The sequence below is a fragment of the Rickettsia fournieri genome, from assembly GCF_900243065.1.
GTDB classification, from domain to species: domain Bacteria; phylum Pseudomonadota; class Alphaproteobacteria; order Rickettsiales; family Rickettsiaceae; genus Rickettsia; species Rickettsia rickettsii.
The window spans coordinates 209,833-223,671 of record NZ_LT978484.1; the positions used below are offsets into that span (position 1 = coordinate 209,833).

Genomic DNA, 13,839 nt, shown 5'->3' on the forward strand with positions numbered 1-13,839 from the left:
TGCAACACTCCACAAACTTATCAATAGACGTCTTACATAACGCAGCTAATAAAAAGAAATTTGAAGGAGACACGGAACGCAGAACCACAGCGTACACTTGACATGAGGATTCGAGTACCGGATCGACGTACAAATTACCTTTAGAAGCAAGTTATGTAAGACGTCTATTAAAATAAAACGGTAATTTTGCTTCTAACTTAATCTCTTGACCAAAAATTTTTTCAGATAAACATATAGTATTAGCATGCAAGAACATATATTTACTATACGGCATTATTTCTTTATTACCATATTTATCATCTCCAAGTATCGGACAACCTAATAATTTAGCATGCAACCTTAATTGATGCATTCTACCTGTAACCGGCGTAAATTCAATTAAAAATAAGTTATTATCAAGTGATTTAAGTACTTTATAATAAGTAATGGCAAGTTTACCATTTTCACTATCAATATCAGTAATTTTAGGTGTACTTCCTTTACTCTTTTCTATATTACTTCTAACTTCGCCTACATTTTTAATTGGCTTCCCATAGGTTACGGCAAAATATGTTTTTACAACCAATTTTTCTTTAAAAGCATCATGAAGTTTTACACTACTTAAATAATTTGTGGCTATTAAGAGCAAACCGCTTGTTTTTTTATCTAATCTATGTACTAGCTTAAAATCAGCACCTTTATAATTCAAATATTTTAATGCAGAGTCAATAGATAAATTTATTTTACTGCCGCCTTGAGTAGCAAGACCTGCAGGTTTATTTATAGCTATTAAATTATCATCTGCATATATCAAATAATCGGTAATAATTTTCTTCGCTAGCTTAATTTCAGCGTCGGTAAAAACTAATTTTTCAGGTTGCTTAACAGGTAAATTAAACTTATCGTTAATAAAAATTTTATCGCCGCCCTTTACTCTTAAACTCGCTTCTGCTTTCTGAGAATTAACGGTAATTTGTTTTTGACGTAATGCTTTCTCTATTACTCCTTGAGTCAATAAGGGATATAGACGTTTTAAATATTTATCTAATCTAGAAGAAATAGGAGTATTGAAATCGATGATCATATTTTTAATAAATTAGGAACTTTTTATTAAAAAATAGCACCAAATTATTATAGATAAAAGGATTATAGCAAAAAGCTGATGTATAGAGGCAATTATTATAGGTACAGAGTATAAAAGAGTAATTATTCCGGTAGATACCTGCATAAATAATGCAATCATTAGAAAATACGCTATCTTATTTAATTTCGGATGTTCTATTTTTAACAAGCAAATTATCAAAACTACAACAACCAAAAATACGCTATAGCCGCCTAAACGATGTATGAATTGTATAAAAACCGGATCATACCAATTTTTAAGATCAACGAAATTATCTTTTATCTCCATCGGGATAAAACTATCATCCATTAGCGGAAAACTATTATATATCAGCCCTGCATCAAGCCCTGCAACTAAAGCACCTAAAAAAATTTGCACATATACTACAGTAATAGCAATACCGGAAAATATTAATGGTAATTTAAAATCTGTTTGTGACGGGATTAACAAAATATCACAACGATTTTTTATTAGTTGATAAAAAAGTATGTGATAAATAATTACGGCGATAATTAAATGAAAAGCAAGTCGAAAATGACTAACATACGGGCTATTCAACAAGCCGCTTTTAACCATATACCACCCCATAAAGCCTTGTACGCAAAATAACAACAAAACAATTATATAAGGTATGTCACGATTTTTTATAACATCTTTAAAATAAAAATATATTAAAGGTACAATATATATTAAAACTGTAATTCTACCAAGTAATCGATGTATAAACTCTAACAGATAAATAAACTTAAACTGTGATAAAGTAATTCCGTAATTAACGGAGTTATATTCAGGAAAAGCTTTATATTTAGCAAATTCCGCCTGCCAGCTTTCAAAACTAAAAGGCGGCAAAATACCAGTTACCGGACGCCACTCAACTATAGATAAACCAGAACCGGTAAGCCTTGTTATCCCCCCTATAACAATCGTCGCTATGACCATTATACAACTTATACACAACCATTTTGTAATTAAACTTTTCTGCACTTTTATTTTAAGTTTATGTTTTTTATCGCGTCATTACGGCATTGCTATGTCATCCCCGCGTAGGCCTTGTTGCGTGGATAGGTTTATCATTTATCATCCCGCGACTTGATCGCGGGATCCAGCTAAAAATACTAATCATATTAGTATTTTTTATTATTTTTATGGACCCCGTGGTCAAGCCCACGGGGTAACATTAAAGATTACTGGATTCCTGCTTTCGCAGGAATGACATATTATAAACCCTCAAATCAAGACTCTGCATTCTTTTCCGTATCTTCGACGGTATTAGAAGGACGTTTCTTATTTGATGTTTTATTACGATATCTACGTTTTGTCTTTTTTGGAGTAGCTTGTGCTGCTTCTAAGCCGGCATTACTTTCTACAACTTTCACCTCTTCCACAACGCTTACGGTTTGCTCTACCGATTCTTTTGCCTCTAAACTCTTATCTTTTACTTCATTAGCAATATTATTACTATTATTAGCTGTTTTCCATTTATGTTTATTTTTGCGTAACTGTTCTTTTTTCAGCTCTTCTTCAGTATAATCGGCATTATGATTCTGAATTACCGGCTTAACAGAATTAACATTATTGTTATTTTTCTTGAACAGCTTCACTTTTTCAATCGAATAACTATCTGATGTAGCATTAGGATCGGAATAAAAATTAAGCTTTATATTATATTTTTCTTCAATAAATTTTATCTCAGCACGTTTATTATTAAGTAGATAAATAACTGAAACGATATTGGTAAAAACATTTATTACATCAATTCTTTCTTCAAAAATTTCATTCTCTATAGTACGTAAAATTAACATAGCATTAGCGTCACTTGCTCTAATGACTCCTTTACCGTTACAATGAGAACAAATTGCCGAATTAGTTTCTAAGAAAGAAGAACGTAATCTCTGCCTTGAGAATTCAAGTAGTCCAAACTGACTAATATTACCGGTTTGTATACGAGCACGATCACGACTTAAAAACTCTTTAAAGGATCGTTCAATAATTTTACGATTCTTAGCTTCGCTCATGTCTATAAAATCAACAACTATCAAACCTGATAGATCTCTAAGCTTTACTTGCTTTGCTACTTCTTTGGCTGCTTCTAAATTAGTTTTTAGTGCCGTTTCTTCAATATTTTGTTCAGAAGTTGATTTACCGGAATTTACATCAATTGAAATAAGAGCTTCTGTAGGATTAATAACGATATATCCTCCTGAAGGTAACGTCACTACAGGCTGATATAATTTAACTAATTGCTCTTCTACTTGAAACTTAGTAAATATAGGAGTTTTACTTTTATGCTCTTTCAGCTTTGCAAGCTCTGAAGGTAATAAATCCTGCATAAATTTTGAAGCGTCTTCATAACCCTCTTGTCCTTGAATTACCACCTCTTTAACATTGTGATCGCACATATCACGTATGGTTTTACGTATTATACTATCTTCCTCATGAATAAAACACGGAGCCGGAAATTTAATAGTACTTTTACGAATTTTATTCCATAACCTTGCTAAATAATTATAGTCTTTCTTTAAATCTAAGGTGCTACTTCCTCTACCTGCGGTTCTAACAATGACGCTATAAGCATTTTTGTCACCGCTTACTATTTTATTTAAAATATCTTTCAGTCTTTTTCTTTCTTCCCCGTTTGATATTTTACGCGATATACCGTTTTGCGAACCTTTATTAGGCATTAAAACACAATATTTACCAGCCAAGGATATATAAGTAGTAAAAGCGGCGCACTTATTTCCTCGTTCTTCCTTAGTAACCTGCACTAATAATATTTGGTTTTTTCTTATTACTTCTTGAACTTTATATTGTTTATATTGCGGAATATTTGACTCAGAGGTACCGCTTTGAATCATTTCAATATCATCAGCCGCTTCTAAATTAAGTTCTGACTGGAATTTACTCTCTACTAAATCTTCTATGGTTTTTAGGTCAATTTCTTCACTATCAACCAAAGAATCATATATAACAGCCGGTTTCTCTTTATCATCCTCAACCGTAATATTTGAAAGAGCTATTTCAGGAAAAGCATTAACTGGAAAATTTCTCTCCGAGGTAGGCAAATTGTAATAGTTAGGATGGATTTCACTAAACGGTAAAAAACCGCTTTTATCCATTCCGTACTCTATAAAAACAGCTTGTAGCGACGGTTCTATTCTTGTAACTTTTGCTAAATAAATGTTACCTTTATTTTGTTGTCTTACGGTTGTTTGAAATTCAATATCTTCTATATTGTTGCTTTGTCCTAATAAAACTACTCTTGTTTCGCTTGGAAAATTAGCATCAATTATAATCTTTTTATTCATTTATCTTGCTCACTAACTTGAAGAACAAATAATTAATATAATGCTTGTATCTTAAGAAAAATCATTGTTTATCTTGTATTAATTTATTTAAATAGATAATTTATCTATGAGTAAAGAGCAAAAATGAAATTCTAGATAAACTTCAAATAACACCTCTTTAAAATACTAAAAAATATATTATTATTTTTCTTACATTAAAATATTTTCATATTATTTAATTCATTAATTTTTTTAAAAATTCAACAATAATTATATACAAATTATAAATAAGACTACCATACTTGATTAAAAGCTGATAATCTAATAACTATCTATATATACTTAAATAATGGAATTACGAATCTCTTTAATTTTTAAGATAATAATCTTAATCATTATAATTATGAGTTATATACAATGTATTTATGTTTAGCAAACACTTAATTTATGACTTTAAAAACGATTACAAAACTATTTTTTTCTCACTTTTGGGAATATTTATTTTTTCCTGTATCAATGCTATAAATTTTTATAATTTTAAAATCTTTTTACTGCTAAATAAAAATCTAGGCGGAGAACAAATAAATCATATAAATCAAACTAAATTTATAGGTTCGATAATCGCAGGCTTTGCCTTAACACAGTTAATTAATAAGTTAAGTAATCAAAAAATTATTTTAATTAGCTTATCTTTATTAATTATTTGTACAATAAACCTAATTTTATTAAATAATTATACTCTAATTAAAATTAATTTTATTGTAATTAATTTTGGAACATTTTCATATTTCACTTCTATAACATTAGACATTATTGAGAGTAGCAAAGAAAAGAAATATTTTTTTTTAGCTTGTATAATGTTGTTATGGGCGGGTGGAAACTTAATGGTAGATTTATTAAATCCATTTATAACACCGACAAATAATACTATAGTAATTTGTGCATTATTATATTGTATCAATATAATAACCGAATTTCTGCATTATAATCCTACATCTCATAAATTAAATTTAAATTCCAAATTTTCATCCTTAATAAAAAATGTCGAATTACAATTATTGACAGGCTTCGTAGTTGCTTATGTCACCTTGGATATATTATGGTATTATGAAGCTTTTGCATTAAAGAAAGAATTAGCATTAATTAATTTAAGACTTATACTAAAATATATTTTTCTAGCAATATGTTTTTCTATAATTCCTATATGCTATATATTAAGCAAAGTAAATAAATATTTGGCTAATTTATCACTAACTATAATTCTGCTCGTCTGCTTTATTTTACTACCGCTTCATGGAACTAATAAAAACCTTAATATATTATATATAATACTAATCGGTAGTTGTTTAGGATCCATTTATATTTGCAATATTTTAATACTAATTGATAAATTTAGGGATTACGAACTTAGAACAGCTTTATTTTCGTATTTTTCAATGTGCAGCATCGGTACATATGCCGGAGCTTTATCATCTCATGTACCTTACGGCACTATTAACGGCAGTGATTTCTTATTTTCTGTTTTTGCCGTAGTCGGTAGTTTTGTAGCTTATCATTTTTGGTATTTTATTAAGTATACATTATATAGATTTTAATAAGACTTCTTGCATAACTTGCTAATAAGGGTAATTTGTACGTCGATCCGGTACTCGAATCCTCACGTTACTTGCGTGTACGCTGCGGTTCTGCGTTCCGTGTCTCCTGCAAATTTCTCTTATTAGCAAGTTATGCAAGAAGTCTTATACTAACATAGACGAAGATCAACTTCAAAAAGAGCAAGGAATCCACAAGGTGAGGAGCGGCGCGTATACTTAATACGTGAGTATCGCAACTCTTGTAGGATGACGCAGCCAATTTTTGAAGTTCATCGAGTATATGTGTAATATTCTGTAACATAATATAACTTGTATAATTTGGCATTAAATATTAATATTTAAATATATTTTTACAATGCCTAAAATGCAGCAAAGTACATTATTAAAACCGGTTAGTTGTTACGGAATCGGGGTCCACTCAGGAAAACGTACCCAGTTAACTATAGAACCCGCTAAAGAAAATACCGGAATTATATTCATTAGAACCGATATATCTTCTGAAAATAATTATATTGAAGCTAACTATTTCAATGTTTCCGATACCTTGTTATCTACCACTATCAGCAATGATCATAAAGTTCAAATTTCAACAATTGAACATTTAATGGCAGCACTTTGGGGATGCAGCATTGATAATGCAATTATTAAAATTGACGGTCCTGAAGTACCAATTATGGACGGCAGTAGTAAACCTTTTGTGTTTATGATTGAGTGTGCAGGAAAAAAATTACAAAATGCTCCTAAAAAATATCTAAAAATTTTAAAAGATATAAAAGTAGTTCATAAAGATTGTGAATTATATTGTACTCCTTCCGATCACATGACTGTAGATTTAACCATTGATTTTAGTAGTAAAGCTATAGGCAGACAAAATCTAAGTTTTAGGGATCAAGAATCTTTTACTAAAAATATTGCGGATGCTAGAACTTTTGGCTTTATAAGAGATGTTGATTATTTGAAAAGCAAAGGGCTTGCCCAAGGTGCCTCATTTGAGAATGCTATAGGAATAGATGAGCAGGATAAAATCTTAAACCCAAACGGCTTACGTTATGAAGATGAATTTGTTCGCCATAAACTATTAGATTTATTCGGTGATTTATATACCAACGGCACTAGCATTGTAAGTGCAATTAAAGGCTACAAAACCAGCCATGCTCTTAATAATGAACTATTGCATAGAATATTTAGCGATACTACCTCTTACAAATTTGTAACTAGCAGTGAGTTATAATAATCATTTCATATTGTTAAATTTCGATTTCTTTTTTGCATCCTTTTTAAATTTTCACTTTTGGTCCTTTTTATTTCAGCATTATTAACTTTATCTTTATCCATAGCTTTAGTTAAAGGATTATATCCTTCGGCTTTACTAGGATTTTCATAAAATGGATTCATTACATTTTGAATATCTTTAACATAGCTCTCTTTGCTATTATCCATTGTTATTTTATTTTCTCTAAAAAATTCTTCTAAACCGTTTCTTTTTATTTCAGAATTAAAACTGCCTATTATTTCTCGAAATTTTTGTATTTTTTGGTCTTTATTCATACTCCAATAATTCTTATCCGTTATTAATTTTTTTAAAGCTAATGTTTGCAATACTTGATTTTTAGTATAATTCTCTAATTGTTCTAAATTTTCATATATAGGAGTATCTTGTTTTTTATATTCTTCATTTATATTTAATTTAAATATTGCTTTTATTTCTATTTTTTCCTTTTCAGTAAGACCGTCGATAATTAATGATGCGGTTGTCACTACACCGTAACCCGTAGCTTTTAATATATCAAGCACATTACCGCTAGCACCTTTAATAATAGAAGCGGCCAAATTTGCGGCTCCACCTAAATTATTTCCAAATATTCGTCCTGTACTTTTCAATTTATTTACATTTAACTCATACTTATCTTGAGTAGCATACTTACCTGCCGTTTGCGGCGTATATAATTCATTTTTCAAAATATCTTTTAAGCTCGGTTCTAATGATAATATATAATCTTGCTGACTTTTAGCATTTCTGTTATGTACTAATAAATTATTCTCTTTATGAAGTTTACGCAAATCATGCACTTTCAAAGTCTCATTTACAGCTTGAATTCCTAAGCTAACTCCTGAAACAACAGCTACAGCTATAATTATCGGTGATATAGGAGTAAAAAGCCCAGAAACTGTAATTGCTATAGAAGCTATGGAAACTGCATAACTTAAACTATTGCTAAATAATATTTTACCGATTTTACTTTGTCTAAAACTAGTCCAATAAGATTTTAACTTATTAAATATTTTTCTAACCCTTGATTTTTTTGACATTTATTTTTCTCTCCAAAGAACAAATATTTTTATAAATTTTTCTTTTATTTATTTAATTAACTTCTCTTACAACTTAAATTATAGTATAAATTCTAATAAAAAAAACAAAATAAATGTCTGGAAAAGAATTAAATAAAATTGTTGCAGCCATCTTATTGGCTAGTTTAATTGCTATGATGGTTGGATTTGTTGCAAATATATTATACAAGCCCACTCTAGAGTTACAACATCACGGCTACAGTGTTGCGGTTCAAGAATCATCAGAAAATCAAAATACTACTGCACTAGAGCAAGCACCGGTAAATATACCAGAATTAATGAAGACTGCTAACGCCGATAACGGTCGTGAAATAGCCAAGAAATGTTTAATGTGTCATTCTCTTGATAAAGACGGTCCAAATAAACTAGGACCGCATCTTTGGGATGTAGCAGGCAGACCAAAAGCAAGCATAGCAGACTATAAATATTCCCCTGCTCTATCAAAACTTGGCGACGTATGGGATGATGATAGTTTATTTGCTTTCTTACATAAACCAAGTATCTATGCACCAGGAACTAAAATGTCCTTTGCCGGTATCTCAAAACCACAAGACATAGCTGACGTAATATTATTTTTAAAAACTTATGTTCATGATAAATAATTATCTCACCGAAATATGGTTAATAATAGGCATAATTTGCATAGTTGTTGAATTCTTTGCAGTTCCAAGTATTGGATTCTTATTCTTTGGGCTTGGAGCGTTATCAAACACTCTTGTGGTATATAACTACCCTCTAGTTAGCTTAACAAATCAAATAACATTTTTTGGTATATTATCGCTTATTTGGTTTTGCATATTATATTATCCTCTTAAAAAATATGTTTATAATAAAACTGATAAAACAAAAAATTACTCGGATATGATAGGCAAAACGGTAGAGGTTTATAGTTCTACAGTTTCTTCTGATACTATAGGACAAGTAAGATGGTCCGGTGCTATTATGAATGCTTACCTTGTTCCAAATGAAATCGATGCAAAAACAGGCGACCGACTTTTTATTATCGAAGTTAAAGGGAATGTACTAATTTGTTCTAGAGAAAAACCTAATAATAATTCTTAGCAAAATATTTCTAAATGACATTGCCCGCGTAAATACAAGTACTCATTGCAAGTAGGTATTGTTGAGTGGATCATTTTATGTCATTCCCACGGAAGCGGGAATGACACTAAATGCATTTTCCAGTCCAACGCGGGCAGCCTCTCTAAATATTCTCTTTAAACCAATCAAAAGCTTTTTTAAAGAAGCTACTATTTGCATCAAGTCTAGTATGAGCAAATTCTTTTTGCTGTTTTAGAGCATGAATTTTTAGCATTCCTATAGTTGCTGAATACATGGCCGGATTATAGTCTTCTATAAAACCGGCAATAATCTCCGGTTTACCGATTCTACTCTGTTTTTCAAAAATTTTATTTGAAAGCTCTTTAAGTCCTCTAAGCTGAGACCCGCCGCCGGTAATTACAACTCTAAAAACTTCAACCTGCCCTTTTGTTGCTTTATCATATTCGGCTTTTACTATTGATAATATTTCTTCGGCTCTTGCTCTTATTACCTCCGCCAATTTATAAATTGTTACGGAAGTATTTAAAGTATGATGAGTATCAACCTGAAAATCCTCCATATTTATAATACTATCTTTCTCAAATAAAGGTATCATTGCATTACCGTATAAAATTTTTAATTTCTCTGCCGTAACAAGATCAATACCAAAGACTTTAGCAATATCCGAGCTAATATGAAAACTACCTATATTTACATGCCCCGTATATATTAATTTACCGGCAAAAAAAATGCCGAAAGAGGTAGTTTTATCCCCCATGTCGATGATAATCGAACCTAGATTTTTTTCATCATTCGTAAGACAGCTAATAGCAGAAGCATAAATTGCTAGAGTAATATTTGTGACTTCAACATGACATTTAGCGAAGCATTGTACAATATTTGATAACATATTTGAACTAGCAGCAATAATATGTAATTCACAACTAAGTTCTCTACCGTACATACCTATAGGATTCTCGACTGAATTATTATCAAGGGTAAATTCAAGAGGAAAATAATGAATAATTTCTTGGTTTTTAACTTTAAATTCAAGTAATGCTTTTTGTAGTAACTTTTTAATATCCTGCTGCGTTACGGTTTGCCCGTTAACTTTAATGGTATAATTAATATAATAAGATTTAGTGTCGGCACCTGATAACGATAATATAACTTTTTTTATATTTTTACCGCAATCTTTTTCAAGTGCGTAAATTGCTGAAACAATGCTAGTTTCAGCATTTTTTAAATCTGATATAACTCCTGATTTAATACCTTTAGAATGATGCAAATTTTGGCTAGCTACTTTAATTTCACCTTTTTTACTAATATAGGCAGCAATTACGGCAATCTTACTACTACCGAAATCAAGTGTAACAAAATTTGATATTTTCTCTTTCATTTTTTTATGCTTGTTATTCCAAAAACGTCATTGCGCGAAGAATTACAAAGTAATGCGACGAAGCAATCTCAGGATGCTTGATAAGAGTGCCACGTCGCAACTACGTTTCTCTTCGCAATGACGATTCTCAGTACTTCTCTATATAATACTTATGCTTATCCCTTAAATCCAAAACCTTATAATTTTGGTTAAATAGCTTATTAGCTTTATTTAGTGCATCGACATATTTTAATGCTTCTTCAAACTCTTTTTCAGGTAACTTAATACTTATATTACCTTTAAGATTTAAATCCCACCTTCTATCTCCGAGTCTTACAGCAGCTGAAGTTTTATTCATTAATGCCGGATATTTCTGCAGCTCTAATACTAATGTACCTGCATAGATATTCGCCCCTTCCCCTACAACATGTAATAAATGAGGAAAAGGTTGAATATTTTTACTAATTTCGTAACCTTCTTCATCGACTAAGAAAAGCTGGTTATTAATTTGCCAAATAGCAATAGGTTCTCTTTCAAATAATTTTATATATACCGTATTTGGTAATCTTCTACTGACATATACTTCCTTGATCCATTTATTTTTCTTTAAATTATTTCTAATTTCGTCTAATTTAAGAGCAAAAATAGGACTGCCCTTATTCGCATTTAAAACCTTTAATATTGTAGGCTCATCGACATTTTGCTGTCCTTCAATGATAACATTCTCAAGTTTAAACCCAAGTTTTGTTGTTGTTTGGTATATATTTGTTGTTAAGTAGGTTTTTATGCCGGCAAAATATTTTGTAAAAACAAATAGACATACAAAGATAATTAAAGCAATCTTAAGCCCTAATATTGCTTTTTTGTAAATTAGTCCTAATTTTCGGCGTAATGAGATATTATTAGTTTTTTTTGTTTGTTTTTTTTTATTGGAGCTTGTTTTTTTTCTCATGATTCAAAGCTTGCAGTCTTTATAATTTCTTCAATTAAGTTAGTAAAATTTATCCCTGCATAAGCTGCAATTTCCGGCACTATTGATAAAGGCGTCATACCTGGGTGAGTATTTATCTCCAAAGCATATAACTTGTTTGTTTGCTCTTCTAAAATAAACTCTGCTCTAGCAGGACCTTTACAATTCATTGTTTTATAAATTTTTTCTGATTCTATAAGTAATTTCTCATATAAATTAGCAGGTAGCGGAACAGGACAAAGATGATCAGCAAATCCTTCGGTATATTTAGTTTCATAATCATAGAAACGATTCTTTAGTAATTTAATCTCTAAAGCTCCAAGAGCTTTGCCGTTTAATACCGCTACTTGTAATTCTCGCCCTTTTATATATTGTTCTATTATTACCTGATCACCGTAAGGAAAATCATAATCGGCAAAGTTAAAATCATCTTCTGCAAATATCACCTCAACACCAATACTTGAACCTTGCGTAAGAGGCTTAATAACGTACGGTCGTTTCATAGGATCATTTTTTATATTATCGCTTTTATTTACAACAATGCTTTCTGCAATATTATTCGTTAAAAACCAGCTCCTAGAATGTATTTTATTGAATGCTAAAGCTGAAGATAACACGCCGCTATGAGTATAAGGAATCCGCATTATATTAAGTAATCCTGGTAAACAACCGTCTTCACCATATGTACCGTGCAGACAATTAAAAACGATATCAGGTTTTATTTCTTGTAATCTAACTGCAATATCCGCTCCCATATCAATAAAGGTAACTCTATATCCTAATTCAATTAAAGCTTTACTAACTCCTTCGCTTGACACTAACGATACTTCACGCTCAGCAGACATACCGCCCGCCATTAATGCTATATGCTTTTTACCGGTACTACTTAATATTTTAACTATAGAGTGTTCTACCCAATGTGTTTGATATTTATGCATGTTTTTTTCTTTCTTATTAAATCCATTGTAATTCCTAACTAAAAGCGGCCTTGTTGCATAGCTCGAAAAACCTACTCGATGTCATCCCCGCCTTCGCGGGAATGACATAAAACTAGCTGCAACAACGCCATTTTTAATTAGGGATGACGTCCGATTCTCTTAATCTCCCACTCTAACTTAACCCCGCTATCTTCAAATACTTTCTGCCGGACGAAATCACCTAAATCTTCTAAATCCTTAGCGGTAGCATCACCGTTATTTATCATAAAATTACAATGAAGTTCTGACATCGAAGCACCGCCTATTCTATAGCCTCTAAGCCCCGCTTTGTCAATAAGTTCCCAAGATTTACGCCCTTCAGGATTTGCAAAAGTACTACCGCCCGTACGCTCTTTAATAGGCTGTGTAGATGATCTTGCGTTATTTATTTCATTCATCCGTAATAATATATTTTCACTATCGCCTTTATTTATTTTAAAAACAGCTTTGAGAATAATTAAATTCTTTGGTAAATTATTACTGCGATATTTAAAACCGATTTCTTCATTTGTTAATGTTAAAAAGTTTCCTGCAAAGTCAATCGCTTCAATCTGCACTACAATATCTTTAAATTCAGAGTCGTAAGCACCAGCATTCATAGCAACACCGCCGCCGATAGTCCCTGGAATACCTACTAAAAACTCAAAACCGGAAATAGCATTTGCTTGACAAAATTTTGCTAAATTATAATTAAGGCAGCTGCTACCTACTATTAAATGATTATCTATAAACTCAATATTGCTAAAATTCTGACCAAGTTTTATAACGACCCCTTCTATGCCGCCGTCTCTTATAATAATATTTGAGCCTGCTCCAAAAGTCTTTATAGGTAATTTTTGCTTATTTTGTATTAAGAAACTTTTTAAATCTTCGCTATCTAAAGGTTTAAAGAAAATTTCAGCATTACCGCCTACTTTAAACCATGTTAAGTGTTTTAAATTATAATCTTTTTTATACTCGCCTTTTACTATCGGTAAAATTAACATATTTAGTCCTGCTATTCGCTTTACTGTTATCTTCACTCTTTTGTCCCCTAGTTCGCTTGACCCTATGTTATACGAACAGATGTCATTCCCGCGAAAGCGGGAATCCAGTTTTTTAAATAAATTATATAAAAATTTAGTATATAATTTTCTTTGTTTT

The 13,839-nt window shown here is 30.9% G+C and carries 12 protein-coding genes and 2 pseudogenes; 5 read left to right on the forward strand and 9 right to left on the reverse strand.

Translation table 11 applies throughout. From position 1 onward, the window contains the following. Positions 1-41: 41 nt before the first annotated feature. A pseudogene (locus C4Q30_RS10705) lies at positions 42-170 on the forward strand (palindromic element RPE1 domain-containing protein); the annotation flags it as partial. On the opposite strand, the gene C4Q30_RS04020 reads toward C4Q30_RS10705, so the two are convergent. From C4Q30_RS04020 to C4Q30_RS04030, 3 genes are all read right to left on the reverse strand, one after another. After that, complete coding sequence (locus C4Q30_RS04020; protein ID WP_103897275.1) at positions 152-1,063, reverse strand: RluA family pseudouridine synthase; 912 nt, start codon at positions 1,061-1,063, stop codon at positions 152-154. The pseudogene C4Q30_RS10705 and the gene C4Q30_RS04020 sit on opposite strands and share 19 nt — an antisense overlap. Before the next feature lie 12 nt (positions 1,064-1,075). After that, a complete protein-coding gene (locus C4Q30_RS04025) occupies positions 1,076-2,086 on the reverse strand; it encodes a COX15/CtaA family protein (protein ID WP_103897276.1) in 1,011 nt (336 codons plus the stop codon). A 248-nt stretch (positions 2,087-2,334) separates the two neighbouring features. Further along, positions 2,335-4,407, reverse strand: a complete 2,073-nt coding sequence (locus tag C4Q30_RS04030) for an Rne/Rng family ribonuclease (protein ID WP_103897277.1) — start codon at positions 4,405-4,407, stop codon at positions 2,335-2,337. Between the two features lie 404 nt (positions 4,408-4,811). Here C4Q30_RS04030 and C4Q30_RS04035 point away from each other — a divergent pair, with 404 nt between their 5' ends. Further along, a complete protein-coding gene (locus tag C4Q30_RS04035; RefSeq protein WP_103897278.1) occupies positions 4,812-5,981 on the forward strand; it encodes an MFS transporter in 1,170 nt (389 codons plus the stop codon). On the opposite strand, the pseudogene C4Q30_RS10475 reads toward C4Q30_RS04035, so the two are convergent. Continuing rightward, positions 5,971-6,100 (reverse strand): annotated as a pseudogene (locus C4Q30_RS10475) (palindromic element RPE1 domain-containing protein); the annotation flags it as partial. The gene C4Q30_RS04035 and the pseudogene C4Q30_RS10475 overlap by 11 nt on opposite strands. Before the next feature lie 245 nt (positions 6,101-6,345). Between C4Q30_RS10475 and lpxC the strand changes: the two are divergent. Beyond that, positions 6,346-7,212, forward strand: a complete 867-nt coding sequence (lpxC, locus tag C4Q30_RS04050; RefSeq protein ID WP_014014043.1) for a UDP-3-O-acyl-N-acetylglucosamine deacetylase — start codon at positions 6,346-6,348, stop codon at positions 7,210-7,212. An 8-nt stretch (positions 7,213-7,220) separates the two neighbouring features. Here lpxC and C4Q30_RS04055 read toward each other — a convergent pair whose 3' ends face one another. Beyond that, complete coding sequence (locus C4Q30_RS04055) at positions 7,221-8,291, reverse strand: hypothetical protein (RefSeq protein ID WP_103897280.1); 1,071 nt, start codon at positions 8,289-8,291, stop codon at positions 7,221-7,223. Positions 8,292-8,404: 113 nt separating this feature from the next. Here C4Q30_RS04055 and C4Q30_RS04060 point away from each other — a divergent pair, with 113 nt between their 5' ends. Together C4Q30_RS04060 and C4Q30_RS04065 are read left to right on the forward strand one after the other, a co-directional pair. Further along, positions 8,405-8,932: a c-type cytochrome gene (locus C4Q30_RS04060; RefSeq protein ID WP_103897281.1), complete on the forward strand. Its 528-nt coding sequence runs from the start codon at positions 8,405-8,407 to the stop codon at positions 8,930-8,932. After that, the gene (locus tag C4Q30_RS04065; RefSeq protein ID WP_012152576.1) at positions 8,916-9,392 is read left to right on the forward strand and encodes an NfeD family protein; all 477 of its coding nucleotides are present in this window, start codon (positions 8,916-8,918) and stop codon (positions 9,390-9,392) included. Before C4Q30_RS04060 ends, C4Q30_RS04065 begins: the two co-directional genes overlap by 17 nt. A gap of 142 nt (positions 9,393-9,534) precedes the next feature. Here the strand turns inward: C4Q30_RS04065 and ftsA are convergent, their stop codons facing one another. The 4 genes from ftsA to murB all read right to left on the reverse strand — a co-directional run bounded on the left by ftsA (position 9,535) and on the right by murB (position 13,682). Beyond that, a complete protein-coding gene (ftsA, locus tag C4Q30_RS04070; protein WP_014120616.1) occupies positions 9,535-10,770 on the reverse strand; it encodes a cell division protein FtsA in 1,236 nt (411 codons plus the stop codon). A 127-nt stretch (positions 10,771-10,897) separates the two neighbouring features. Beyond that, positions 10,898-11,701 carry a cell division protein FtsQ/DivIB gene (locus tag C4Q30_RS04075; RefSeq protein WP_014014038.1) on the reverse strand — a complete coding sequence of 268 codons (804 nt, stop codon included), beginning with the start codon at positions 11,699-11,701 and terminating at the stop codon, positions 10,898-10,900. Next, positions 11,698-12,657 (reverse strand): D-alanine--D-alanine ligase, encoded by a 960-nt coding sequence (locus tag C4Q30_RS04080; RefSeq protein ID WP_103897282.1) that lies wholly within the window; start codon positions 12,655-12,657, stop codon positions 11,698-11,700. The genes C4Q30_RS04075 and C4Q30_RS04080 overlap by 4 nt, the downstream gene beginning before the upstream one ends. Before the next feature lie 137 nt (positions 12,658-12,794). Further along, positions 12,795-13,682, reverse strand: a complete 888-nt coding sequence (gene murB / locus C4Q30_RS04085; RefSeq protein WP_103897283.1) for a UDP-N-acetylmuramate dehydrogenase — start codon at positions 13,680-13,682, stop codon at positions 12,795-12,797. Positions 13,683-13,839 lie beyond the last annotated feature (157 nt).

Excerpts from the sequence above, each read along its gene's own strand:
- C4Q30_RS04035 (WP_103897278.1), top strand. The coding sequence starts at position 4,812 with ATGTTTAGCAAACACTTAATTTATGACTTTAAAAACGATTACAAAACT.
- C4Q30_RS04030 (WP_103897277.1), bottom strand. The coding sequence starts at position 4,407 with ATGAATAAAAAGATTATAATTGATGCTAATTTTCCAAGCGAAACAAGA.
- C4Q30_RS04080 (WP_103897282.1), bottom strand. The coding sequence starts at position 12,657 with ATGCATAAATATCAAACACATTGGGTAGAACACTCTATAGTTAAAATA.
- C4Q30_RS04060 (WP_103897281.1), top strand. The coding sequence starts at position 8,405 with ATGTCTGGAAAAGAATTAAATAAAATTGTTGCAGCCATCTTATTGGCT.
- C4Q30_RS04065 (WP_012152576.1), top strand. The coding sequence starts at position 8,916 with ATGTTCATGATAAATAATTATCTCACCGAAATATGGTTAATAATAGGC.
- lpxC (WP_014014043.1), top strand. The coding sequence starts at position 6,346 with ATGCAGCAAAGTACATTATTAAAACCGGTTAGTTGTTACGGAATCGGG.
- C4Q30_RS04075 (WP_014014038.1), bottom strand. The coding sequence starts at position 11,701 with ATGAGAAAAAAAACAAGCTCCAATAAAAAAAAACAAACAAAAAAAACT.
- murB (WP_103897283.1), bottom strand. The coding sequence starts at position 13,682 with ATGTTAATTTTACCGATAGTAAAAGGCGAGTATAAAAAAGATTATAAT.
- C4Q30_RS04055 (WP_103897280.1), bottom strand. The coding sequence starts at position 8,291 with ATGTCAAAAAAATCAAGGGTTAGAAAAATATTTAATAAGTTAAAATCT.
- C4Q30_RS04020 (WP_103897275.1), bottom strand. The coding sequence starts at position 1,063 with ATGATCATCGATTTCAATACTCCTATTTCTTCTAGATTAGATAAATAT.
- ftsA (WP_014120616.1), bottom strand. The coding sequence starts at position 10,770 with ATGAAAGAGAAAATATCAAATTTTGTTACACTTGATTTCGGTAGTAGT.